Annotated in this window: 30 protein-coding genes; all 30 read left to right on the forward strand. The window is 29.1% G+C overall.

The window, feature by feature from the left end; translation table 11 throughout:
* Positions 1–55 precede the first annotated feature (55 nt).
* The 30 genes from B3086_RS04470 (at position 56) to B3086_RS04615 (ending at position 21,862) form a co-directional block, all read left to right on the forward strand.
* Positions 56–1,069 carry a phosphotransferase gene (locus tag B3086_RS04470; protein ID WP_346877925.1) on the forward strand — a complete coding sequence of 338 codons (1,014 nt, stop codon included), beginning with the start codon at positions 56–58 and terminating at the stop codon, positions 1,067–1,069.
* 128 nt (positions 1,070–1,197) lie between these two features.
* The gene (locus tag B3086_RS04475) at positions 1,198–1,665 is read left to right on the forward strand and encodes a GNAT family protein (protein WP_346849035.1); all 468 of its coding nucleotides are present in this window, start codon (positions 1,198–1,200) and stop codon (positions 1,663–1,665) included.
* 153 nt (positions 1,666–1,818) lie between these two features.
* A complete protein-coding gene (locus B3086_RS04480) occupies positions 1,819–2,715 on the forward strand; it encodes an AraC family transcriptional regulator (RefSeq protein ID WP_346849034.1) in 897 nt (298 codons plus the stop codon).
* A 353-nt stretch (positions 2,716–3,068) separates the two neighbouring features.
* The gene (locus B3086_RS04485; RefSeq protein WP_346892862.1) at positions 3,069–3,491 is read left to right on the forward strand and encodes a GNAT family N-acetyltransferase; all 423 of its coding nucleotides are present in this window, start codon (positions 3,069–3,071) and stop codon (positions 3,489–3,491) included.
* A 25-nt stretch (positions 3,492–3,516) separates the two neighbouring features.
* Positions 3,517–4,344, forward strand: coding sequence for a GNAT family N-acetyltransferase (locus B3086_RS04490; RefSeq protein WP_346878322.1), 828 nt, complete (start codon positions 3,517–3,519; stop codon positions 4,342–4,344).
* A gap of 153 nt (positions 4,345–4,497) precedes the next feature.
* Entirely contained in the window at positions 4,498–4,818 is a 321-nt protein-coding gene (locus B3086_RS04495; protein WP_346849031.1) for a hypothetical protein, read from the forward strand.
* 112 nt (positions 4,819–4,930) lie between these two features.
* A complete protein-coding gene (locus B3086_RS04500) occupies positions 4,931–5,461 on the forward strand; it encodes a GNAT family N-acetyltransferase (protein ID WP_346849030.1) in 531 nt (176 codons plus the stop codon).
* A gap of 159 nt (positions 5,462–5,620) precedes the next feature.
* The gene (locus B3086_RS04505; protein ID WP_346877920.1) at positions 5,621–6,061 is read left to right on the forward strand and encodes a GNAT family N-acetyltransferase; all 441 of its coding nucleotides are present in this window, start codon (positions 5,621–5,623) and stop codon (positions 6,059–6,061) included.
* Positions 6,062–6,100: 39 nt separating this feature from the next.
* Entirely contained in the window at positions 6,101–6,724 is a 624-nt protein-coding gene (locus B3086_RS04510) for an HAD family hydrolase (protein ID WP_346878324.1), read from the forward strand.
* Positions 6,725–6,816: 92 nt separating this feature from the next.
* Complete coding sequence (locus B3086_RS04515) at positions 6,817–7,524, forward strand: class I SAM-dependent methyltransferase (protein WP_346892864.1); 708 nt, start codon at positions 6,817–6,819, stop codon at positions 7,522–7,524.
* A 62-nt stretch (positions 7,525–7,586) separates the two neighbouring features.
* On the forward strand, positions 7,587–8,165 hold the full coding sequence (locus B3086_RS04520) for a GNAT family N-acetyltransferase (RefSeq protein ID WP_346892866.1): 579 nt from the start codon (positions 7,587–7,589) through the stop codon (positions 8,163–8,165).
* Positions 8,162–9,442, forward strand: coding sequence for a S8 family serine peptidase (locus B3086_RS04525; RefSeq protein ID WP_346892868.1), 1,281 nt, complete (start codon positions 8,162–8,164; stop codon positions 9,440–9,442). The genes B3086_RS04520 and B3086_RS04525 overlap by 4 nt, the downstream gene beginning before the upstream one ends.
* Before the next feature lie 16 nt (positions 9,443–9,458).
* On the forward strand, positions 9,459–9,620 hold the full coding sequence (locus B3086_RS04530) for a hypothetical protein (protein WP_346849024.1): 162 nt from the start codon (positions 9,459–9,461) through the stop codon (positions 9,618–9,620).
* A complete protein-coding gene (locus B3086_RS04535; RefSeq protein ID WP_346849023.1) occupies positions 9,598–10,143 on the forward strand; it encodes a GNAT family protein in 546 nt (181 codons plus the stop codon). The genes B3086_RS04530 and B3086_RS04535 overlap by 23 nt, the downstream gene beginning before the upstream one ends.
* 143 nt (positions 10,144–10,286) lie before the next feature.
* Positions 10,287–10,796: an NUDIX domain-containing protein gene (locus B3086_RS04540; protein ID WP_346849022.1), complete on the forward strand. Its 510-nt coding sequence runs from the start codon at positions 10,287–10,289 to the stop codon at positions 10,794–10,796.
* A gap of 189 nt (positions 10,797–10,985) precedes the next feature.
* Positions 10,986–11,534 (forward strand): 2'-5' RNA ligase family protein, encoded by a 549-nt coding sequence (locus B3086_RS04545; protein ID WP_346849021.1) that lies wholly within the window; start codon positions 10,986–10,988, stop codon positions 11,532–11,534.
* 98 nt (positions 11,535–11,632) lie between these two features.
* The gene (locus B3086_RS04550) at positions 11,633–12,841 is read left to right on the forward strand and encodes a DNA glycosylase AlkZ-like family protein (protein ID WP_346849020.1); all 1,209 of its coding nucleotides are present in this window, start codon (positions 11,633–11,635) and stop codon (positions 12,839–12,841) included.
* 60 nt (positions 12,842–12,901) lie between these two features.
* Positions 12,902–13,384, forward strand: coding sequence for an NUDIX hydrolase (locus tag B3086_RS04555; protein ID WP_346849019.1), 483 nt, complete (start codon positions 12,902–12,904; stop codon positions 13,382–13,384).
* Between the two features lie 14 nt (positions 13,385–13,398).
* Entirely contained in the window at positions 13,399–13,836 is a 438-nt protein-coding gene (locus tag B3086_RS04560) for a GNAT family N-acetyltransferase (RefSeq protein ID WP_346849018.1), read from the forward strand.
* 27 nt (positions 13,837–13,863) lie between these two features.
* Positions 13,864–14,250, forward strand: coding sequence for a hypothetical protein (locus B3086_RS04565; protein ID WP_035131806.1), 387 nt, complete (start codon positions 13,864–13,866; stop codon positions 14,248–14,250).
* A 155-nt stretch (positions 14,251–14,405) separates the two neighbouring features.
* A complete protein-coding gene (locus tag B3086_RS04570; protein WP_346849017.1) occupies positions 14,406–14,855 on the forward strand; it encodes a helix-turn-helix transcriptional regulator in 450 nt (149 codons plus the stop codon).
* Positions 14,856–14,963: 108 nt separating this feature from the next.
* Positions 14,964–15,941 (forward strand): DUF2935 domain-containing protein, encoded by a 978-nt coding sequence (locus B3086_RS04575; protein ID WP_414632269.1) that lies wholly within the window; start codon positions 14,964–14,966, stop codon positions 15,939–15,941.
* A gap of 320 nt (positions 15,942–16,261) precedes the next feature.
* Positions 16,262–17,587 (forward strand): MATE family efflux transporter, encoded by a 1,326-nt coding sequence (locus B3086_RS04580; RefSeq protein WP_346849016.1) that lies wholly within the window; start codon positions 16,262–16,264, stop codon positions 17,585–17,587.
* Positions 17,588–17,615: 28 nt separating this feature from the next.
* Positions 17,616–17,903, forward strand: coding sequence for a metal-sensing transcriptional repressor (locus B3086_RS04585; RefSeq protein ID WP_346849015.1), 288 nt, complete (start codon positions 17,616–17,618; stop codon positions 17,901–17,903).
* A 285-nt stretch (positions 17,904–18,188) separates the two neighbouring features.
* Positions 18,189–18,971, forward strand: a complete 783-nt coding sequence (locus B3086_RS04590; protein ID WP_346849014.1) for a GNAT family N-acetyltransferase — start codon at positions 18,189–18,191, stop codon at positions 18,969–18,971.
* A 45-nt stretch (positions 18,972–19,016) separates the two neighbouring features.
* Positions 19,017–19,481, forward strand: coding sequence for a GNAT family N-acetyltransferase (locus tag B3086_RS04595; protein WP_346849013.1), 465 nt, complete (start codon positions 19,017–19,019; stop codon positions 19,479–19,481).
* Positions 19,482–19,612: 131 nt separating this feature from the next.
* On the forward strand, positions 19,613–19,837 hold the full coding sequence (locus B3086_RS04600) for a hypothetical protein (protein ID WP_346849012.1): 225 nt from the start codon (positions 19,613–19,615) through the stop codon (positions 19,835–19,837).
* Between the two features lie 134 nt (positions 19,838–19,971).
* The gene (locus B3086_RS04605; RefSeq protein ID WP_346849011.1) at positions 19,972–20,685 is read left to right on the forward strand and encodes a class I SAM-dependent methyltransferase; all 714 of its coding nucleotides are present in this window, start codon (positions 19,972–19,974) and stop codon (positions 20,683–20,685) included.
* A gap of 94 nt (positions 20,686–20,779) precedes the next feature.
* Positions 20,780–21,265, forward strand: coding sequence for a GNAT family N-acetyltransferase (locus tag B3086_RS04610; protein ID WP_346849010.1), 486 nt, complete (start codon positions 20,780–20,782; stop codon positions 21,263–21,265).
* A 72-nt stretch (positions 21,266–21,337) separates the two neighbouring features.
* Positions 21,338–21,862, forward strand: coding sequence for a GNAT family N-acetyltransferase (locus tag B3086_RS04615; protein WP_346849009.1), 525 nt, complete (start codon positions 21,338–21,340; stop codon positions 21,860–21,862).
* The last annotated feature ends 215 nt before the right edge of the window (positions 21,863–22,077 follow it).

A 22,077-nucleotide genomic window follows, 5' to 3' on the forward strand; every position in this document is an offset into this window, starting at 1 on the left:
ATCTTTCGAGGTAATTAATGAAAAAATAGAATAAGATGGTGAAGGAGTTTAAAGAATGGGTGATATACATTATAATCTTCAATTTGAAAGACTATGTGAATTTTTACAAATTGGTAAGATAGTAGATGAACCTAGAAGAATATCCGGAGGTCTTTTGCATAGAATGTATGCTATCAAAACAACAAAAGATAAATATGCTGTTAAAGCATTAAATCCTCAAATAATGCTAAGAGACGAGGCAATGAAAAATTTCATCAATTCAGAGGAGATTGCTAATGTTGCATCAAAGAGTGTATCAGCTCTTCCAGCTAAAAGATTTAATGAAACTTTTATCCACGAGATAGATAATCAATTTTATCTTGTATTTGATTGGATAGATGGTAAAAGTCTAAAATCTGGTAGAATAAGCATAGTTAACTGTGAAAAGATAGGTTCTATGCTTGCTGATATACATATGACAGACTTTTCAGAATTAATGATAGTTAATAATTGGTCAGATAATGAAAAAATAACGAATTGGAATCATTATTTACAAATGGGAAAAGAAAATAATATGATCTGGGTAAACTTGATGAGTGAAGTAGTTGATAGGCTGTATGAATGGAGTATTCAGGCAAAAAGGTCTTCAAAATTACTTGCAACAGAAATGGTTATTAGTCATAGGGATTTAGATTCTAAAAATGTTATGTGGAGCAATGATAAACCAATTATTATTGATTGGGAGGCTGCTGGCTATGTAAATCCTATGCAAGAATTAATTGAAACAGCTATATATTGGGCTGAAAATGAAACCGGAAACATTAATAAAGAAAAATTTTTAGCTTTTATAGGAGGATATAAAAATATACATGGTCCATTAAAAGGAAATTGGAGAATAGTATTATTCAATGGATTTCTAGGTAAACTTAGTTGGTTAGAGTATAACTTAAAAAGATCTTTAGGTATTGAATGTGTAGATAAGGAAGAACAGAATTTGGGAATTAATGAAGTAACTGAAACAATAAATGCTCTTACATACTATTCTGAGATAATTCCTAAATTAGAAAAGTGGATAAATAATATTCTTTAAAAAAGTAATAGATATAAATATATTGAAAAGTATGTTATAATATGTATAAATATGTAATATATAAATTTAAATTACATATAAGCAGTGAAACTTACAAAATGTTAAATTATAAATAGGGGGATTCGGGGATGAATAAAATTACAAAATATGAATTTAGGAAAGTAACAAATAATGATGTTGAAGATATGATTACATGGAAGTATGAAGGAATTTACTCATTTTTTGACAATGACTTCTCAGAAGGAAAAATAAATTATGTAAAAAGTTTTCCTATGGATGATAATGTGTACGCAATTTATGATGATAAAAATGAATTAGTAGGAAATTGTGCTTTTTACCTTAATGATAAAGTAAGCTTTTCAATTCAAATGAGACCAAGTTTAACAAGCAAGGGCATGGGAAAGGAATTTTTACAAGCTATTTTAGAATTTGCTAAGGAAAGGTACAATTTAAAAAATATAGAGCTTTCAGTTCTTAAATTTAATGAAAGAGCTATAAGATTATATAAAAGTTTAGATTTTAAAGTTATAAATGAATTCATAGGAAAAACAGTTAAGGGAGAAATGGAGTTTATAACCATGTCAAAAGAATTATAAATAGAGTTCTTAGTATCAGTACTTTCGATACTTAGAACTCGTTGTCCATTAGGGTAAATCGTTATCCGATGACTACCCTACATATTTGTACTAGGAATGTAGGGTAGTCTTATATTTCCTTTGTTACAATTAAATATGAAAGGGGAAGGTAAAATGGAATGGGTTGATAGAATGACAGCAACAATAGATTATATTGAGAATCATTTGACTGATGATATTATGTATGATGAAGTAGCAAAAGTTTCTTGTTGCTCAATGCATCAATTTGGACGTGTTTTTTCTTATGTTGTAGGAGTATCTCTATCTGAATATATTCGTCGTAGAAGATTAACCCTTGCAGGATTAGATTTACAAAGTAGCAATAAAAAAGTTATTGATATTGCTATAAAGTATGGATATAATTCGCCCGATGCATTTACTCGTGCTTTCGTTGGAATGCATGGTGTAACTCCTAAGGTAGCGCGCACTTTGGGAGTAAAACTTAAAGCCTACCCACCCATCACTTTTCATATTTCAATAAAAGGAGATGTTGAGATGGAGTATCGTATTGAGGAAAAGAAAGAAATAAAATTGGTTGGACTTGTTAAACAAATAAAGAGGCAGTCTGCTAATGCTGAAGCTAATGATTGGAAAGAAGCTTTAGGTGAAGTATGGGATATTTGGGATGAATTTTTGGATGGTGATATTGATAGGAAGATAGCATGTGAATACAAACTTTATCGCAGCCCCATGTGGCAGATGGGTTTCACCAAAACTTTAGAAAATGGAGAAACTATACTGGCTATTGGTGCTGAAGTTGATGAAAATGTTGTAACGGATTTGCAAAGTTATACTATACCAGCAGGAAAATGGGCAGTATTTACTGCAAGAGGAAGCCTCAATGGCAAGGCGCACCCAATTGATGTCATGTGGACAAAAATAACAGCAGAATGGCTTCCTAACTGTGGATATGAAAGAGCAGCAGACTATGAACTTGAAGTTTATCTACCAGGAGATACAAATGATGATGATTATGCCTGCGAAATATGGGTTCCTATTACTAAGAAGTAGATATATATATTCTAAAATTAAAAATATCTATAAAAAATAAATATTCATTGGTTAAAATACCGTAGTATTCAGTAATGATTACACGGTGTTTTTATTTTATGATTTAACTATATAGTAAATTGTATAATTAAAGTAATATTATTTGAGAGTTGAATAACATGGTATTTAAAATATAAATTACTATAAAAATATATAGAAAATAATTTGGTTCAATATGGTATAATTTCATTAAGTTTACTTGTTTTACAGGTCACATATAGGAAAAAGTATTATGAGTTTTAGTGTTTAATGTGATGTTTATTTAAAATAAAATAATTATTTTAATAGTGAAAAGTAGGAAGGGGCAAGTATAGATGATATCATATAAAGTAGGATTAGAAAATATTCAGTGGGATAAACTTTTTGACCTATATAAAAAAGTTGGATTATTGAAACGGTTTATGGAAAATAATGAATACCACAAAATTCAATCAGCATTTAAAAATAGTTATAAAGTTGTTATAGCATGGGATGATGAAAAATTAATAGGAGCCTGTAGAATGATATCAGATGGCATATGTTATGGCTCAGTATTTGATGTGGGGGTATTGCCTGAATATCAGAAAAAGGGTGTAGGAAAGAATTTAATGAACACACTTTTGGAAGGAGAAGACTATATACCTATTCATCTTACCGCTACTTTTGGAAATGAGGATTTCTATAAAAAAATTGGTTTTAAAAGGCATAAAACGGCTTACTCTAAATATCCATGGGAAACCATATATACAGAAGAATAAGCATGTTATGGAAGGAGTAGTATAAATGGAGTCTAAAGAAATATTAATGCTCATAGATAATATATCTCCCCATGCAAAAGAGTATGTAGAAAAAGCATTTGAAAACAATCAAGTGGATATAATATATTCTGTATCAACAGTGGAAAATATAGGAGTATTTATAGCTGTTGACAATAAAGATTGTTGCATTTTTTATGCTTATTTTCTTAATGGAAACAATATAGAACAAATTTTAGATATTATAAAAAATAAGACTAAAGAATATATTTTAAAATTTGACTCAAAAGAAATATGCTTTAACGTGTACGGTAATAATCTAAAAATAATTAATGAAGTAAGAAAATTAGGTTTTAAAGTAGATGTTGAAGGATATCATCTTGAATTCATTGGTAAAGAGTTACCTAATTTAAATTGTTGTAATTTAATTGATAAAGGATTCAAAAGTGATATGTTAAAAGAATTTATTAACTTATTTGATAGTTCATATTATCAGTTATATAAAGATAATGGTTGGCAGGTAAATACTAATGCCATAAATGAAGAACAATTTTACAAAAAGCTTATTGATTTAGATAAGCATAGCCAAGTACGTTCATTCTGGATAAATAATGAGTTGGTAGGTGCATATATTTTCTGCCAAAACTATATAACTGATATTGTAGTTAAACCTACAGTTCAAAATAAAGGATATGGAAGTTATATATTAGCACATTGTATTAGAAATATGAGTATGAATGAATCTATTAGAAACATAAGACTTCGAGTAGCTAAGTCAAATACTGGTGCTAAAAAGTTATATGAAAGAAATGGTTTTATTGAAATTGCTTATTTTTCAGAACATACATATGAATAAATATGATTAGCTTATTAAATTTAATGCCTGAACTATTTGTATGGATGTTAGTAAGTAAATATAAAAAAAGAGAATAAACAATATTAAATAGTTCATGATATTTTTATGAATGATGCATTTCTAAGATAGTGAAGCAAAGTTAAGGAGAAAATTATGAATGATATAGAACAAGTATTACAGACAGAATATAGTGAAGAATTTGATAAACTAAGAAAAAATAGAATGTTCGTCAGTTATCATAAATACGGTCCTATAAAAAATAACTATGGTGAGGGTTTAATTAATTCAGTTGAAAATCTAGAAATAAGATTAAAAAAGTATAAAGAAACTGGTAATACAGAATTTTTAGTTGATGTTGCAAACTTCGCAATGATCGAATTTATGTATCCTAAACATAGTAATGTTCACTTTGATAGTGAAAACCATGGTACTAGATTAAAGGGAATGACTGTTAATGATTTGAAACAGTTATAATACATAATTCAACTAAATAGTTAAGAAACAAAAAATAATGGTTGATAAAACTCTAGTGTAGATAAATGAGTTAGATAAGATATTTGGTTTTTCAGATATAACGGAGGTAAGAATGATAAAGGATATTATTAATGAAAAAGGATTTAATATAGAAACAAGTAGGTTACTTCTTGTGCCTATTTCAGAAGAATTTGCATATGATTATTTTACTGAATTTAATGATGAAATAACAAAATACCAGTATCCAGAGCCTTTTAAAAGCCTAGATAGTACAAGAAAATTTATTGATGAGTTTACAGAACTTAAAGAAATGGGAACAAATTTGGTGTGTTGTATTTTAGATAAGGAATATAAATTCATTGGAAGTATAGAGATTCATCTGATAGATACTAAGACTCCTGAGGTGGGTTTATGGATACGAAAGAATGAGCAACGTAAGGGGTATGGATATGAAGCTATTACTGGTCTAACTAACTTTTTTCGTGAACATATGGATTTAGATTATTTTATTTATGAGGCAGATCGTCGTAATCCTAATAGTATTCAGTTAGTTAAAGCTCTAGGTGGAATAGAAGGTGGATTCAATAAAGCAGAAAGTAATTGTGGAAGTACTTTAGAGTTGAACATGTATTATATTAAATAGTAAGGTTATAAAATATCGGATTATTCAGAAATGAGTATACGATATTTTTTTTATTTTCTAATTTTACTACATATACAAATATATGGATGATAATCCGGTGTAATATGGTATAATTTTATTAAGATTACTGTTTCTGGAGAATGCTAGGGAGGGAGTTTAATGATACTTTTAAAAGAAGTTACGGAGAAAAATTGGAGAGATGTTAACTTACTAGAAGTGGAAAAAGAACAGCAACATTATGTATGCTCTAATGTTGGTATTTTGGCTAGAGCTTATGTTTTTAGACCTCAAAGAAGTCAAGCTAAAGCAATATATAATGATAGTGAAATAGTAGGATTATTAATGTATAGAGAGTGTGATGAATTACAAGCCTTTGTATTTGATCAAATGATGATTGATAGAAGATATCAGAGAAATGGATATGGAGAAGAAGCGGTATTCAAAGCAATAGAACTGATGAGAAATAATGCAAAATACAGCAGAATAGTTTTATGTTACTGTGATGGTGATATTGCTGCTAAAAATCTTTATACAAAGTTAGGCTTTCTTCATACAGGAGAAGTAGATGAAGATGAAATAATTATGGCTTTAGATTTATAGAGTTAAATACATTTATTCTGTTAAATGAGGTGTAAAAATATGGACATAGATAGTATTATTTTTGATTTAGATGGAACTATATGGGACTCAACATCTAGTGTTATAGATTCATGGAATAAAACTATAGGTAACTATGATGAGGTGATAAATAAACTTACGCTAGATGATATGAAGGGTGTTATGGGGTTAGTAATAGAGGATGTTGCATTAAAGTTTTTCCCATATTTAGAAGAAGAAAATAGACTTAAAATAGTTAAGCATTGCTGTAAGGATGAATGTAATCATTTAGGCAAACATGGTGCAATTCTATATGATAGGGTAGAGGAAACTTTAAAGGAATTATCTAAAAAATATAAATTATTTATTGTTAGTAACTGTCAATGTGGATATATAGAAGCCTTTTTTAAATCACATAAGTTAGATAAATATTTTATAGATTATGAGAATGTAGGAAGAACAGGTTTAAGTAAAGGTGAGAATATAAAACTAATAATAAAAAGAAATAACTTAATTAGTTCAGTATATGTTGGTGATACTGAGGGAGATTTAAAAGCATCACGAATTGCTAATATACCTTTTATTTATGCACAATATGGTTTTGGGGAAGTTAAAGAATATGATTATGTAATTAATAGCTTTCACGAACTTTTAAAGTTTGTGTAACACTATAAGAACATATGTTTATAAATTACAATACATAGATTTATTAACAATCTGTAGATTATATTGTGAAGTAAAAAGGGGGAGTATAATCAATGAAACCTTATGAGAAATTAGCAAAGTTTTATAAAAAATGTTGGGGAAAAGATAGTATTAAATACAGAGATTTAATTTGCAATGTAATTAATATTTACAATCTAAATATTAAATCTGTGTTAGATGTTGCTTGTGGGACAGGTATATTAGCATCAAAATTATATAATGAAAATTTTGAAGTTATTGGAATTGATATTTCAGAAGATATGATTAATGTAGCAAAGGAGACTACAACGGGAATAGAATTTGCAGTTGCAGATATGGTAAATTTCACTTTGAATAAAAAATTTCAGCTTATAACTTGTGCATTTGATGCACTAAATTATTTAGTAACAGATTCAGACATGAAAAAAACTTTAAAAAATGTTTTTTTACATTTAGAGGATAACGGAATTTTTATATTTGATATTAATACTCCAGTTTTATATGAAGAAAGGCATTTTGGAATAATTGATAGAAAGTTTGATAATATAGAATTCAAACAAATATTAGAATATGATAAGGTAAGTAAAATAGGTAAAACTGTCTTTGACTTTGGTGATAATCAATGTGAAACACATATTCAAAGGGCATATACTGTTGAAGAAATGGATGAGTTTCTTATAAATTCTGGCTTTGAAATAATGAATAGGTATAAAGATTTTAGATTATCTCCAATTGATGATAAGTCATATAAAATATTTTATGTGGTCAAAAAGGTTAACTAATAATCTTCATGAACTGTAAAGCTAGGAAAGCTGGAGGTATACCTTATTTTAAGGAGGAGTCTATGATTAGAATTGAAGGAGACAAGATTTATTTAAAAACATATACTAGAGATGAATATCATGAACACTATAAATCCTATGTTACAGATCCAATTATGGATCCAAATACCTATATTTATGATAAAGAAAAGGTTGATAAAAAGTATGATTCTATTATAGAAAAGGAATCATGGTATCCTAGGGTTGGAATTTTTTTAAGGGATGGAAGAATCATTGGAGAATTATCTTTTAAGCGAATTGATTATGAAAAAAGCAGATGTGAACTTGGGATTACCCTTGCCAATAATAATTATAAGGGATTAGGGTATGGAACTGAAGCAGTTAAATTGGCAATAGACTATGTATTTAATACATTAAAACTTAAATGCATATATGCTGATACAATGGGCTCAAATAAGAGAATGAAAAGTATATTTGATAAATTTGGATTTGAGTTTATAAATAGAGAAGAGCATTTTTATGATATGCATGATAGATGGGAAGATAAGCTAAATTATATATTAAGAAATCCAGAGGCAACGGTACTAACTAAAGAAGATGATAATATTGTGGAGAAAAATGAAAGGGTGGATATTAAATGAAAAAGAAGTTAGCAATAGTGTTGTTGGTAGCAGTATTTGTAATAAATATAACTGCCTGCAATAATAAAGTTAACAGCAAAGAAACAACTTCTACTAATGATAATATTAAAGAAGATGTAAAAATTGAAAGATTTCCGTACATGGCTGATTTTGGAAGAGGGAGTATAAATAACATTGAAGAACTCAAAGATGAGTGGGGAAAAAATAGTAGTGATTTAAGAGGATATGACCTTGAGAAACTTGATTTATCTGGGGAGAAAGATAAGCTTTTAAATTCAGTGTTTGATAGTAAAACAAAATGGCCAGGGAAACTTCCAGAGGAGTTTAACCCTGAAAGTTTTTTAGAGTTTCATAAAAATCCAGGTCTTCAAATAAAAAAACTTCATGAAAGAGGTATAACTGGTAAGGGGATAAACATAGCATTTATCGATTATTCTCTTTTAGTAAATCATGAGGAATATCATGATAGAGTAAAGATGTATGAAGAAATTCATTATGAACCAGAAGAAGCACAGATGCATGCTCCAGCAGTGGCATCCATTGCAGCAGGTAAGAATATTGGAGTTGCATCAGAAGCAGATTTGTATTTTATAGCATGTGAAAACTATAACTTTGTTAATAGTGAAATGGAAATAGATTTTTCTTGGACAGCAAAAGCAATTGAAAGAATTATTGAAGTAAATAAATCTTTGCCAAAGGATGATAAGATACGAGTTTTATCTATATCAGCAGGATGCAAGCCTGAAAGTAAGGGGTATAACGAATTTATAGAAGCGGTTAAAAAAGCAATTAAAGAAAATATATTTGTTATAACAGTAAATATGTTTGACACATATGAGGATAAGTTTTATTTCCATGGATTAGATATAGATTCCCTTGCAGATAAAGATGATATTTCTAATTATAAAGTTACAGAATGGAATAAGTGGGTATCGAAAATAGAGCATATTGATGAACTTAATAAGTATTATGAAGAGAAATTTAATATGGACAAACCAGAAGAATTACTACTAATTCCTATTGATTCTAAAACAGTGGCTAGCCCTACAGGAGAGAAGGATTATGTATTTTATAGAGAAGGGGGATGGAGCTGGTGTATGCCTTATCTTGCTGGACTTTATGCTTTAGCTTGTCAAGTAAAACCAGACATTACGCCAGAAGAATTTTGGAAACAAGCTCTTGCAACAGGAGATAGCAGACAAATAGAAAAGGGAACAGAAAAATATAAGGGAAAAATACTAAATCCTGAAAAATTAATTTATAGTCTAAGCCAATAGTATATGAGCTAGTTAGATGACAAATATGCATAGTGTTGATTTAGATTACTATATTTTTCCTATGATTTTAGGCTATGCTGTAAAAATCATAGGAAAATTTATAACTATAATTGATTTATTTAACTATAAGATTTTATCAAGAAGGGAGAAGATTAATGAAATCAACTTACGAGACTGAAAGGTTAGTTTTAACAATATTAGATGAAAATGATTCCGATAAAGTGGTAGATTATGTAGTACGAAATAGAGAGTTTTTTAGTCAGGTTGAACCACAAAGAGAAGATGAATTTTACACTGTTGACTTTCAGACAGAGGAATTAAGAGGAGATTTTAAGTATATTCAAGATAGAATCTTTCTTAGACTTTGGGTATTTAATAAGGGAAACTATGATAAGATTGTTGGACAGGTAACCTTTTATAATATTGTACCTTATGCTTTCTTATCATGTCATATTGGATATAAATCAGACAAAGATGTAGCTAGTAAAGGTATAATGACAGAGGCAGTTAAAGCAGGGATTAAGATTATGTTTGAAGAATATGGAATGCACAGGATTGAAGCATATGCGCTGCCAAATAATAAAGCATCAATAAGGGTTTTAGAGAAACTTGGATTTATATATGAAGGTATGGCAAATAAGTTTTTAGAAGTAAACGGGAAGTGGGAAGATCATCTACACTATGCGTTAATCAATGAATAGAAGATTTGCAATAGAATTTTAAAGTTAATAATTTGCATTTACAATATACCATATAATATGAATTAAAATTGAAAAGAGATTTATCTAAATATCGTATTAAAAGCTGTGGAAGAAATGTTAAGCTGCATAAGGGGGAAGTATTAGTGGAGTATTTTGATATTTTAAATAGAGATGGTAGTAGAAGTGGTAAAATAGCACCAAAAGATGAAGAGCTTTTAGAAGGACAATATGATTTAGGAGCACATGCATATATACATAACTCAAAGGGAGAATTCTTAATTCAGAAAAGGTCAAAATCAAAACAGTTCTTACCTGGTGGATGGGATATTCACATGGGACACGTTATAGCTGGAGAAACAAGTAAAGAGGCTATTATTAGAGAGATACATGAAGAATTAGGTATAAAGATAGATGATATAATTTTTCTTAGAAGAGTTTTATGGGAAAAATACAATCATTTCATTGATATTTTTGTATTATGTAAAGATATTGATACTTCAGATTTAACCTTACAAAAGTCAGAGGTAGACGATGTTAAATTTATTTCAGCCCAAGAGATGATTAATTTGATAAAATCCATGGACTACAGACCAGAAGAATATAGAACAGTTATGAATGACTATGTTAATGAAATTATTTTAAATTTTAAGTAGAATAAAATAAATATGTAACTATTTATATATGAAAATAGTTACATAGGAAACTATACAACTATTTAACTATTTAACTATTTAAATAGTTGTTGTCATACCAAGGGTTTCAGCGAATTTCATATTTGAACAACATGAAATTTATAAGTAGATTCATAATAAATTATATTTACATATGGAAGGAGAATTAGTATGAAATATGCAATAGAATTATACTTTGATAAGGAAACAGAGGAAAAAATTATTAAATTAGCTAAAGGAATTGCAAGAGAGGGAATTAGTAAAAAATATTTAGAATGGAAGACTCGTCCTCATATTACCATAGCTATATTTAATGATATTGATATTGAAAAGTGTGACAAGTTATTAAAAGAAATAGCTAAGGATACAAAATCATTTCCCGCTTTGCTTTCTAGTATTGGGGTGTTTAATAATACTAGAACTGTATATCTTGCACCAGTTGTATGTGACGAATTAATTGATTTACACAAAAATATACACGAAACCTTTGCATTTTGTGATCATAGTGGCTGGGAATATTACACAACTGGACAATGGGTACCTCATTGTGCCGTTATGCTGGGAAGTGAAGATAAAGAATCAGCATTAGTGGAAGCTACAAAATACGTAATCGAAAACTATGAGGTTTTTCCAAATAGTAGATATGAAGAAATTGGTTTTGTTGAAGTTGTAATGCCTGTAAAAGAAATAAAACCTCATAAGCTCAGTATTTCTATGTAACTATAATTATTATAAGAAGTTTTGTTAGGAGAATTTATTTCAAAATCTAGTCTTAAAATTGAAAATATGATAAATAAAAATTTTAGTGAGGAAGTAATATGAAAAAAATTACTATGTCAAAGGGTGAATTGAGAAAATTCCTGGTGATGTATCAGGGGCTATCTTCACCAAAATCTTTTAAGGGTGAAGAGGGTATTAAGAATTTTATAAATAGAGTGGGGTGCATACAATATGATCCTTTAAATATGGTAGGGAGAAATGCTGATTTGGTGCTTCAGTCCAGAGTTGAAAATTATAACCCTATGATGCTAGAAACTCTTCTTTATAATAAAAGAGAACTCATAGATGGCTGGGATAAGATGATGGCTATCTATTCCGTTAAAGACTGGCCTTATTTTGAAAAAGTGAGATTAAGAAGAAAAGAAGAAATTGAGAGAGTATTGCATCATAGAAGTTCAATTGAAGCAATTAATCATGTGGATGCAGCAAAAGAATATATAGAGAAAAATGGTGCTACCTTGCCTTCAAAGCTGGATATTGGACGTGTAAAAAGTAGAGTTTGGGGTCATGGGAAACTTTCCAGCGCTACCATGGACTATATGTGGAACAGCGGAATTTTGGGCGTTAAAGAAAAGAAGAACACACAAAAGGTTTATGACTTGATAGAAAACCTATTGCCAAAAGAGCTACTGGATGTGAAGGAACCTTTTAATAATGATAATGATTTTTATAAGTGGTATGTTAAAAGAAGGATAGGAAGCATAGGGATCTACTGGGATAGAAATGGTGGAGGATGGCTTGGTCATTTTGTATCCGATAAAAATCTTAGAAAGAAAATATTAAAGGAACTACTAGAGGATGGTGAGCTTATACTTGTAAAAGTAGAAGGACTAAATGAAACTTTTTATATAAGGGCTGACGATACATCAATGTTAGATAATCTTAATTCTAGTATTGATAAAAAAGCAAGTTTTCTGGCTCCACTTGATAATCTTCTTTGGGACAGAAAGTTAGTTAAAGATATTTTTGATTTTGAATATAGTTGGGAAGTATATAAACCTGTTTCAAAGAGGCAGTATGGATATTATGTATTACCAGTTTTATATGGAGATAAGCTTGTAGCAAGATTTGAACCTGAAATACATCGAGGAAATGAACCATTGATAATAAAAAATTGGTGGTGGGAAGAGAACTATCAAGTAACAGAAGAGGCTATAGCTGCTATGATGGGATGCTTTGAAAGATTCTGTAAGTATCTAAAAGCAGATGGATTAGAAGAAAGTTCATGGAGGAAAATAAAAGGCTAGATTATAGTTAATGTTTATTATGTAAAGTAATTGCTAGTAATTGACTAAGGAGTGATATTTATGATTATGCCAACACATATTGTTACAGGAGCAGGAGTCGTTGAAAATGATAAAGAAGAGATTTTATTAGTCAAAACTCATCATGGGGGCTGGGTTTTTCCTGGTGGTCAAGTTGAAGTCGGAGAAAACGTTATTGATGCAGTTGTAAGAGAAATAAAAGAGGAAAGTGGGATTAATGTTACAGTAAAAAAACTTTTTGCTATTTCCTCAAATACAGCCACACATGAAGGATATAATGGAGTTAAGACAGTACCTACAAAGGTGATGATGGATTTTATTTGTACATTTGTAGATGGTGACTTATGTATTTCAGATGAGAATTCAGAATCACGTTGGGTAAAGAAGGATAAAGTTCTTGATATGATTACATCACCATCGATTCGTCAACGTTTTCAAGCATATTTAGATTTTGATGGTAATGTTCAATATCTAGCATATGTTACAAAGCCAGAATTTGACTTACAAGTTAGTAGAAAGATATAAAGGGGAATTCTTTTATGAATAAATTTATTTTAACGGAAGAGTTAATTAGACAAGTAAAATTACCAAAAGGTATTTATATTAGGCAATTTAAAGAAACAGATTTTTCTTCTATTCAAGTATTATATGAGAAAGAAGGATGGATGACATTCTTAAAAAGATCAGAAAATGCATTAAAGGCATGGGAAAATTCTAATATTACACTTGTTGTATTAGATGGAGACATAATAGTTGGATTAGTTCGTGCATTAACAGATGGAGAAATTACTACTTATATAGCTGAAATTATAGTTGATAATAGCTATAGAGGAATGGGAATAGGAAAAGCTTTAATTGATATATGTCATAATTTATATCCGAATACAAGATTAGATTTACTTTCAACAGATGGAGCAGACGACTTTTATCAAAGAAATAGTTTTAGAACGAATATGGGATTTAGAAAGAGTTATTAAGTTATAAATTTAAGGAGAGTATTCATAATGAAAGTTACTTTAAATAATTATTATATAAAAAATTATGAAGATAGAAATAAAAAGCAAAATTCAAAAGGAGAATTTTTGAAATTATTGGAAGAATCAAAAGCTAGTAATACTGAAATAAAAACATCAGGTAAAAGGAAAATAGAGTACATACTTGAAGGTGGTATTATAAAAGTTTATGTTAGTGATGGTAAAAATCCACCTAAGTGTATAAAGAGTATTCCAGCAAAATCTGCATCAAAGGAATTATTGGCAAGAGTGAAATGCTTAACAATAGCAGATTCTTTATACATTAATGAATTAATGAAGTCTAAAGGGGAATCTGATGAAAAGGTAAGTGGAGATACTGCCATTAATGAAGAGAGCATGATAAATAATTACGATTAAATTAAATATTTTAGGGTTGATAAGGAAATACGAGAGAGTTAGAATGTTAAGTTTAGTTGACAAATTTCCATTTTAACTTGATAGAAAAGGTGTTTAGTGTTTAGTATACTATAGCTACAAGTTAACTTGGATTTTAGGAAAGGCTGGTGATAGTTATGTCATTAGGCGAAAAATTATTATATTTACGTAAAAAGAAAGGTTTATCTCAGGAGGATGTTGCAGAGAAATTAGGTGTATCTCGACAAACGGTAAGTAAATGGGAGACCGACCAAACGGTTCCTGAACTTATTAAAGCAAAATTACTAAGTCAACTTTATAATGTAAGTTATGATTATCTTATTAGTGGAAGCCATATTAGTGGTGATGTTACTGGCATTGAAATGATAGTTGATGAAATTGACTGGACAGGTGCGTGGAGTAAAAAGTATCCAATTTTGGCTTCATATCAAGGGATAAAAGGAATATATACTTATAGTGAGAAAATATCTGAGTTATATGATGCTTTTAAAATTGAGTTTGGGTTTGATGACGTAAATACTGTTTTAGTTTTAAAAGATATTCTTTACCAAAAGTATAAAATGGCAAAAAAGAAAAACAACCAGTAAGAACGTAATTTGTGGTAAATTTAATATTAACAAGGTGTATTAGTATATTTTGTAATAAAAATTAATTAAATTGCAATGTCAGTATATAGGTATAAGCATATATTGTTAATGAAGTATTATTTAAAGGGAGAAAATATGTTATCTAAGGAGAAGTTTATTAAACAATCGCTAGAATTAAATCTATTCTTTTTAAGAATAATGAAGGAGCATCTAGTTTTTGTTGGTGCATCGTTAATGCCTAGATCTCAAAATTACCTTCATTATGCAGATATGTTAAAGGAACAACTAGATGGATTGCTTAGAAAGACTATAAAATTATCTAGTGGAATTATCGATCCAAACATTGGTAATACAGGAGAAATAATTACAAACTATACACTAGAAGCAGAAAGAGCTACAGAATTTTACACTGGAATTAATATCAATACAAATACAACAGAAATGGAATTATCTTTAGGAGATTATCAAAATAGTAAAACTCTAGATGGTTTATCAGAAGAAGTATTTTATTTAAATAAAGAGATTATTCCTGTAGTAAATGAAACAGCTAAGTTAAAAAATAAAATAAAAGTAAATGTATTAAAGTGCAAGATGTTTACAGGTTCTTATCCACTTTTAGTGGATCATATTTTAAGAGAAGCAATGTTCTATCTTAGAATGTTAGGAAGGTTACAGGAAAGAGTTGAGATGGACATTAATAAGGAAATGGTTGATCAGGAAGCTTTCTGGAACAGAATTATGGCTGAGCATTCTAAATTTATTAGAGGCTTTTTAGATCCAACAGAAGAGGAATTATTTAATGTTGCTAACAAGTTTGGTAAGCAATTTGATAGATTGACAGAAGAAGCACTTACTATGCACGATAATACAATTTCATTAGCACATATATCCACTGTAACTGAGGAGAGTAGAGAGGCCACTAAAGATATTAGAGATTTCAAGATGAAAGGAACAGAAGGATTATTAAATTGTAAGATTAAGTCCATAATTTTACCACTCTTAGGAGATCATGTTCTAAGAGAAGCAAATCATTATCTAAGATTGCTAAATAATTACAAAACAAAAACATATTCTTCATATAGATAAAATTGATATAAGAATAAATGGGTTTCTAAAATACTGTGAAATTTAGTGATGAATTTTACGGTATTTTTATTTTTCAATAATTAATTTATAAATAAGCTACCTATAATTTATATGGTATAATTTACATATAATAACCATGCAAAATGGTATTGAATATAGGCGATTAATTTATCATATGCGTTAATAAAGTCAAAGAAAATATTTTAAGTTTGGTATTATAGAAGTTAAATGGATAATTTTACAAAGATCCTTGAAGTGTATTTTAATAAATGATACCCTTATATTATCCTCTATGGGGGGATGATATAAGGAGGGATAGAATGAATTGGGTAAAGAAAAATAAAGATAATATTATTACTATATTTTTATTATCAATTCCTGTAATAGTAGAAAATATTCTTCAAACACTACTGGGAACGGTAGATACCTACTTTGCAGGACAGATTAATGATAGTGCAATTGCAGCAATTAGTGTAACTAATTTAATTGTTAATGTGTTCATTGCTTTTTATACTGCTATAAGTATAGGAACTAACGCAATTATTTCAAGAAATGTTGGGAGATGTGATTTTGAGGAAGCCAATGCGACCATAAAACAATCCAATATATTAGGTATCATAATAGGAATATTGGTTGGAGCAGTCAATTTAATATTTTATAAACCGATATTAATGATTTCAGGTGCTTCAAATGAAATATTAAGTTATACAGTACCATATTATATGGTTGTTGCAGTACCATCAGTATTTCTTTGCTTATCACTTATTCTATCAAGTTGTTTAAGAGCAACTAAAGATACTAGTACACCAATGATAGCAACGGGTGTTGCTAATATATTAAACATAATTTTAAATTATATTTTTATGAGATTAGGATTAGGAATTCTAGGGTTAGGTTTAGCTACAACTATCTCACGTATAGTAAATGTTTTAATTCTTTTATTAAAACTAGTAAATGGTAGTGTTATCAAGCTTGATTTGACAAATATAAAGATTAAAAAAGATATAATAAAATCCATAATGAGAATTGGAATACCAGCTGGAATCGAAAAATTAGTTATGAGATTAGGTCAATTAGTATACAATAGCATGATTATTTCTATTGGTATATCAGCATATGTAGCCCATAATATAGCAGGCAATATTGAAAGCTATTCCTATATACCTGCAATGGGTTTGGGGGTTGCTACAGCTACTCTTGTTGGTATAAGTCTTGGTGAAGATAATACTAATAAAGCTAAAAATATTGTTTTTTTATCGGATTTCATTGCAACTATTTTTATGATTTGTATTGGAATTATATTTTTTATATTTGCCCGACAATTTGCAATGATTTTTACAGATGCAAAAGAAATACAAGAAATGGTTATAAGAGTATTAAGGTTGATTGCGTTATTTCAGCCATTTGCAGCAATTACCCAAGTATTTACCAGCGCGTTGCAAGGTGCTGGAGATACAAAATTTCCAATGTATGCAACACTAATAGGAATTTGGTGTGGGAGAGTAATAGTTGGATATTTACTAGGAGTAACATTTGGGCTGGGATTATTGGGAGTATGGCTTGGGTATGCTTTAGATATTACAATTAGAGGTATTATTTTGCTAAAACGTTTCTTAAATGGAAAATGGCAGAAAATTAACATATAATTAAAATAAAACAAAAGGAGATAAATTTATGAGTGATGAAAATGGACATAACCATACACATAAAAATACTAAAGCTGTAATAAATAGATTATCAAGAGCTATAGGACATTTAGAGGCAGTGAAAAAGATGGTTGAGGATGGGCGAGATTGCAGTGAAGTATTAGTACAGGTCTCAGCAGTAAAATCTGCAATTAATAATATTGGTAAAATAATTTTACAAGATCATATTGAAAATTGTGTTGTTGATGCTGTAGAAACAGGAGATAAAAAAGTTCTCACAGATTTAAATGATGCAATAGGTAAATTTATTAAGTAAATCCTGAAATATTTTTAATAATACTAATTATAATTAGTTTAAATATCACATGTTCTAAAAGGAATGTGTGATATTTTTTCATTTAATAACCAAGCTATATTACAATTCAAACATTGAAATGTAAATAGTTGATGTTGGAAACAGAATAGTAGAAATTAGAAGAATGTGATATATTTTGGGACTTTCATTAAAATTATATGTTATAATTTTCTTAAAGAATTATTTGTAATTAATTTAAATATATAGTAATTATTCAAAAATAGATATGTTAAGGAGATTTATATTATGAAGGCAGAATTATATGAAAAAATTTTGGAAACTGAATTGAAATATATAAAATGTTTTTCAGATTATGCTGAACTGAAGAAATCAATCATTTTCACAGACAAAAAACTACTTGATATGTACATGCATAATTTCACTTTTCTTAAAGAGTCAATGGAGATGGGGGAACTAAGAAGCTTTATTGAAAATAAGCTTGGTGAAATGCAAAAGTCAAATAATGAACATTTACATATCATGATGGATTATAGTGTGAAATGGGATGAGTTAAAAAACTTGATTCAAGAGCCTGAGATTACAGAATACTGTTTTATGGCTATAGAGCCAAAAGATTTTAAGAAATTAAAAGTAAAAGATGATTGCATAGCTTTAAAAGCAGATACTCTTGAAATACTTGATGCTGGATACAAAGCTGATGTACAGGCCAATAAGGCAGCTATGGGAGAAGAGTTTGCTATAAAAAGAAGCAAAAGAAAGATGGAGGTATATAAGGAAAATCCTGATTTGAACCTTTATGTTTGCTACAAGGGAAAGGAACCTATAGGTAAGTGTGAGCTTTTCATAAAAGATGGCATTGCAAAGATTGAGGATTTTGATATTATTGAGGAATTTCAAAAACAAGGATATGGCACTTCTATGTTGCATAAATTGCTAGAAGAATCTCTTAATGCAGGAGCTGATATAGCATACTTAATAACAGACAATTTCGATACAGCAAAGGATATGTATAAAAAATGTGGATTCTCAATATGCGGTATTAAGACATCTATATTATTTATAAGATAGTTATAGATTATAACATGAATTAAAGTAGATAGTTGGGGAGGAAATATGAATATGATTAACATTGTAAAGGCAGAATTAACAGATTCTAAAGTTATAACTGAAATTAAGAAATTTGCATATAATGATGAAACAAGTAGATTTGGACCAGGAAGGGATGGTGGTCCTCCAGGATATGATTCAGAAGAAGAAACACGAAGACTTATTAAAAACTATTTATGCTATAAGATTATCCTTGATAATGATATAATTGGATTCTTTTGGCTACACGGAGTAGAACAAGAGTTTTATGAATTGGAAGATCTATGTATTCATCCGAAATATCATAATAAAGGTTTTGGATTTAAGACTATGAGTCTAATGGAAGAAATGCATCCGCAGATAAAAAGATGGATATTGGGAACTCCTTATTATAGTGTAAGAAATCAATATTTATATGAAAAAGCTGGTTATAAAAAAACTGGACAATCAGAAGATGGATTTCTGTTCTTTTATGAAAAGTTAATTTGTTAAACTATAAAGTTGTATATCAAAGATGATTTAATATGAACTTCTAAAACATTACTAATAATATTTTAATAATGGTCAATGAAGCTTTGAAGATATTAACTAAGTTTTGATTTAGGCAAATAGGAGTAAAGATTATGAAAGAAAAAATAAAAAAACTTTTAGGTGCAAATATGGACATAGATTTAACAAGTAATGACAAGGTTGATTGGAAGCAAAGTCGTTGTCCTTGGAATGAAAAAGAAGGTTCTAATACACATAAATGTGCAGTGAAAAATACTTCAATATGTGAATATTTTTGTGGTATTGAGTATCTCGATACAGTAATTTGTTGTTTTCCTAATGAAAATCCAAATAGATGATATATACATTTAACTATGTCTAAATACTTGGAGCATTGGGATAAAATTACAATTGAGAGATGATAATGGGAGATATATTTTTCTTTGAAAATTAATGATTGATATCCGTTATAAATGTATAGGGGGGAATATGTGTGATAGAAAAAATCAATTCAGAGATTATTAAAAGTGAAAATGACATACTTGATATGTTAGATAATTTAGTAGAGAAACGGGATAATGAGTGGTGGAGCAATTTTTATTCTGATAAGGAAAAAGCAATTCCATTCTTTAAAAATATTCCTGATGAAAACCTTGCTTCATATTTTGAGTTAGATTTATTAAAACAAGGAAAAGCACTTGATATAGGATGTGGAAATGGTAGAAATTCATTATATCTTGCACACAAAGGGTTTGAAGTTTATGGAATTGATTTTTCAAAAACATCTATTGAATGGGGAAAACAATTGGCGAAAGAACAATCTATAGAAGTGAATTTTTTATGCCAATCAATATTTGACTTTAAATGTGAACCAGAGAGTTTTGATTTTATCTATGATTCAGGATGTTTTCATCATATAAAACCTCATAGGAGAAATCAATACCTAAGTGCTGTTTTAAAACTTTTAAAGCCAGATGGATATTTTTCCATGAACTGTTTTAATTTAAACGGAGGTGCAAATATATCTGATTATGATGTGTATAGAGATTATTCAATGCATGGTGGACTTGGATTTTCTGAGTATAAGCTAAAAACAATTTTAAAACTACACTTCAATATACTTGAATTTAGAGAGATGAAAGAGATCGAAAATGACAATATATTTGGAAAATCTTTTATGTGGACAACATTATTGAAGAAAAAATAAAATGTAAATATCTTTATATTTATATAGTGAAAATTTTAAATTAAGTTGATGACAATTTATGGTGTGTCAGATTACAAATTTGAGGGGGAGAAATATGAATTTTATCGTATCTACCGGAGAAGTTGATAATGTAATTAATATTATGAAAGAAGTCGCTTCTTGGGGACGCTCTGTTGGATTAAATGTATGGAAGGATGAACACCTTACAAAAGAAAAATTAATGGTAAATGTTATGGAAGAAGATTTTTGTGTGGGAAAAGTTTCAGGAGCTAATGCATGTTGTATGATATTGCAATGGAGTGATACTTTCTTTTGGCCAAATTCAAAGGAAAATGAAGCTGGATATATACATAAACTGTGCGTGAGAAGAGAGTATGCAGGACTGGGTCTACCAGGCAAAATGGTTAAATTTGCAATAGAAGAATGTAAAAAAAGAAATATTAAATACTTAAGATTAGATACAGGATGGACTAATAAGAAATTATGTAATCTTTATAAGAGTCTAGGATTTGAGATAGTTGATAAATTCTTATTAGATAATGGTGGAGCATTTGCATTATTTGAGATGAAAATAGAATAAATAAGCTAACCTATTAATAGGAAGTATCATACTGCCATAGAAATATTATCCACATAATAGGAGGTGAAAGGTTTGAGAGATTACTTTATGAAAACAGAGCGTATAGGTTTCTCAAATTGGTCAGATTGCGACTTTACACTAGCACATCAGCTTTGGGGAGAAAAGGATGTTACTAAATTTATTTGTGCTACAGGGGAATTTACAGAAAATGATATTCACAATCGTTTAAATATTGAAATTTGTAATGGCAAGGGTTTTCATGTTCAATATTGGCCTATATTTGAAATAACAACAGGAGAACTGATTGGCTGCTGTGGTGCACGCCCATTTAAATCTAAACAACACTCATATGAAATTGGTTTTCATCTTCGTAAAAGATACTGGGGTCAAGGTTATGCCCATGAAGCAGCAAAAGCAGTAATCAATTATTGTTTTTCTAAATTAAATGCAGACAAGCTTTTTGCAGGACATCACCCACATAATGTTGGATCTAAAAAACTTTTAGTATGCTTAGATTTTCATTATATAGGAGATAATTTCTATGAACCAACAGGACTGTATCATCCATCATATGAAATGACTAATCTAAGATTATAATCATAACGTGTAGTAAGCTAAGTCCACTAGTGAAGAACTCTATTGAAGGAAGGGAGAAATATCAATGGAGAATTATAATAGCACAAAAATATTTTGGGACAATATATTTTAAGCAGTAATACCAAATAAATATGAAAATGCAGATTTGGGACAAGAAGATTTAAATGAAGCTTTAAAGTGGTTAAGTAGTGGAACAAATAGCATTGTAGATTATA

The organism is Clostridium sp. UBA871 (assembly GCF_002295255.1).
In the GTDB taxonomy this organism is placed as follows: domain Bacteria; phylum Bacillota; class Clostridia; order Clostridiales; family Clostridiaceae; genus Clostridium_J; species Clostridium_J sulfidigenes.

Coding starts and splice junctions, on each gene's coding strand:
- B3086_RS04470 (WP_346877925.1), top strand. CDS start 56: ATGGGTGATATACATTATAATCTTCAATTTGAAAGACTATGTGAATTT.
- B3086_RS04475 (WP_346849035.1), top strand. CDS start 1,198: ATGAATAAAATTACAAAATATGAATTTAGGAAAGTAACAAATAATGAT.
- B3086_RS04480 (WP_346849034.1), top strand. CDS start 1,819: ATGGAATGGGTTGATAGAATGACAGCAACAATAGATTATATTGAGAAT.
- B3086_RS04485 (WP_346892862.1), top strand. CDS start 3,069: ATGATATCATATAAAGTAGGATTAGAAAATATTCAGTGGGATAAACTT.
- B3086_RS04490 (WP_346878322.1), top strand. CDS start 3,517: ATGGAGTCTAAAGAAATATTAATGCTCATAGATAATATATCTCCCCAT.
- B3086_RS04495 (WP_346849031.1), top strand. CDS start 4,498: ATGAATGATATAGAACAAGTATTACAGACAGAATATAGTGAAGAATTT.
- B3086_RS04500 (WP_346849030.1), top strand. CDS start 4,931: ATGATAAAGGATATTATTAATGAAAAAGGATTTAATATAGAAACAAGT.
- B3086_RS04505 (WP_346877920.1), top strand. CDS start 5,621: ATGATACTTTTAAAAGAAGTTACGGAGAAAAATTGGAGAGATGTTAAC.
- B3086_RS04510 (WP_346878324.1), top strand. CDS start 6,101: ATGGACATAGATAGTATTATTTTTGATTTAGATGGAACTATATGGGAC.
- B3086_RS04515 (WP_346892864.1), top strand. CDS start 6,817: ATGAAACCTTATGAGAAATTAGCAAAGTTTTATAAAAAATGTTGGGGA.
- B3086_RS04520 (WP_346892866.1), top strand. CDS start 7,587: ATGATTAGAATTGAAGGAGACAAGATTTATTTAAAAACATATACTAGA.
- B3086_RS04525 (WP_346892868.1), top strand. CDS start 8,162: ATGAAAAAGAAGTTAGCAATAGTGTTGTTGGTAGCAGTATTTGTAATA.
- B3086_RS04530 (WP_346849024.1), top strand. CDS start 9,459: ATGACAAATATGCATAGTGTTGATTTAGATTACTATATTTTTCCTATG.
- B3086_RS04535 (WP_346849023.1), top strand. CDS start 9,598: ATGAAATCAACTTACGAGACTGAAAGGTTAGTTTTAACAATATTAGAT.
- B3086_RS04545 (WP_346849021.1), top strand. CDS start 10,986: ATGAAATATGCAATAGAATTATACTTTGATAAGGAAACAGAGGAAAAA.
- B3086_RS04550 (WP_346849020.1), top strand. CDS start 11,633: ATGAAAAAAATTACTATGTCAAAGGGTGAATTGAGAAAATTCCTGGTG.
- B3086_RS04555 (WP_346849019.1), top strand. CDS start 12,902: ATGATTATGCCAACACATATTGTTACAGGAGCAGGAGTCGTTGAAAAT.
- B3086_RS04560 (WP_346849018.1), top strand. CDS start 13,399: ATGAATAAATTTATTTTAACGGAAGAGTTAATTAGACAAGTAAAATTA.
- B3086_RS04565 (WP_035131806.1), top strand. CDS start 13,864: ATGAAAGTTACTTTAAATAATTATTATATAAAAAATTATGAAGATAGA.
- B3086_RS04570 (WP_346849017.1), top strand. CDS start 14,406: ATGTCATTAGGCGAAAAATTATTATATTTACGTAAAAAGAAAGGTTTA.
- B3086_RS04575 (WP_414632269.1), top strand. CDS start 14,964: ATGAAGTATTATTTAAAGGGAGAAAATATGTTATCTAAGGAGAAGTTT.
- B3086_RS04580 (WP_346849016.1), top strand. CDS start 16,262: ATGAATTGGGTAAAGAAAAATAAAGATAATATTATTACTATATTTTTA.
- B3086_RS04585 (WP_346849015.1), top strand. CDS start 17,616: ATGAGTGATGAAAATGGACATAACCATACACATAAAAATACTAAAGCT.
- B3086_RS04590 (WP_346849014.1), top strand. CDS start 18,189: ATGAAGGCAGAATTATATGAAAAAATTTTGGAAACTGAATTGAAATAT.
- B3086_RS04595 (WP_346849013.1), top strand. CDS start 19,017: ATGAATATGATTAACATTGTAAAGGCAGAATTAACAGATTCTAAAGTT.
- B3086_RS04600 (WP_346849012.1), top strand. CDS start 19,613: ATGAAAGAAAAAATAAAAAAACTTTTAGGTGCAAATATGGACATAGAT.
- B3086_RS04610 (WP_346849010.1), top strand. CDS start 20,780: ATGAATTTTATCGTATCTACCGGAGAAGTTGATAATGTAATTAATATT.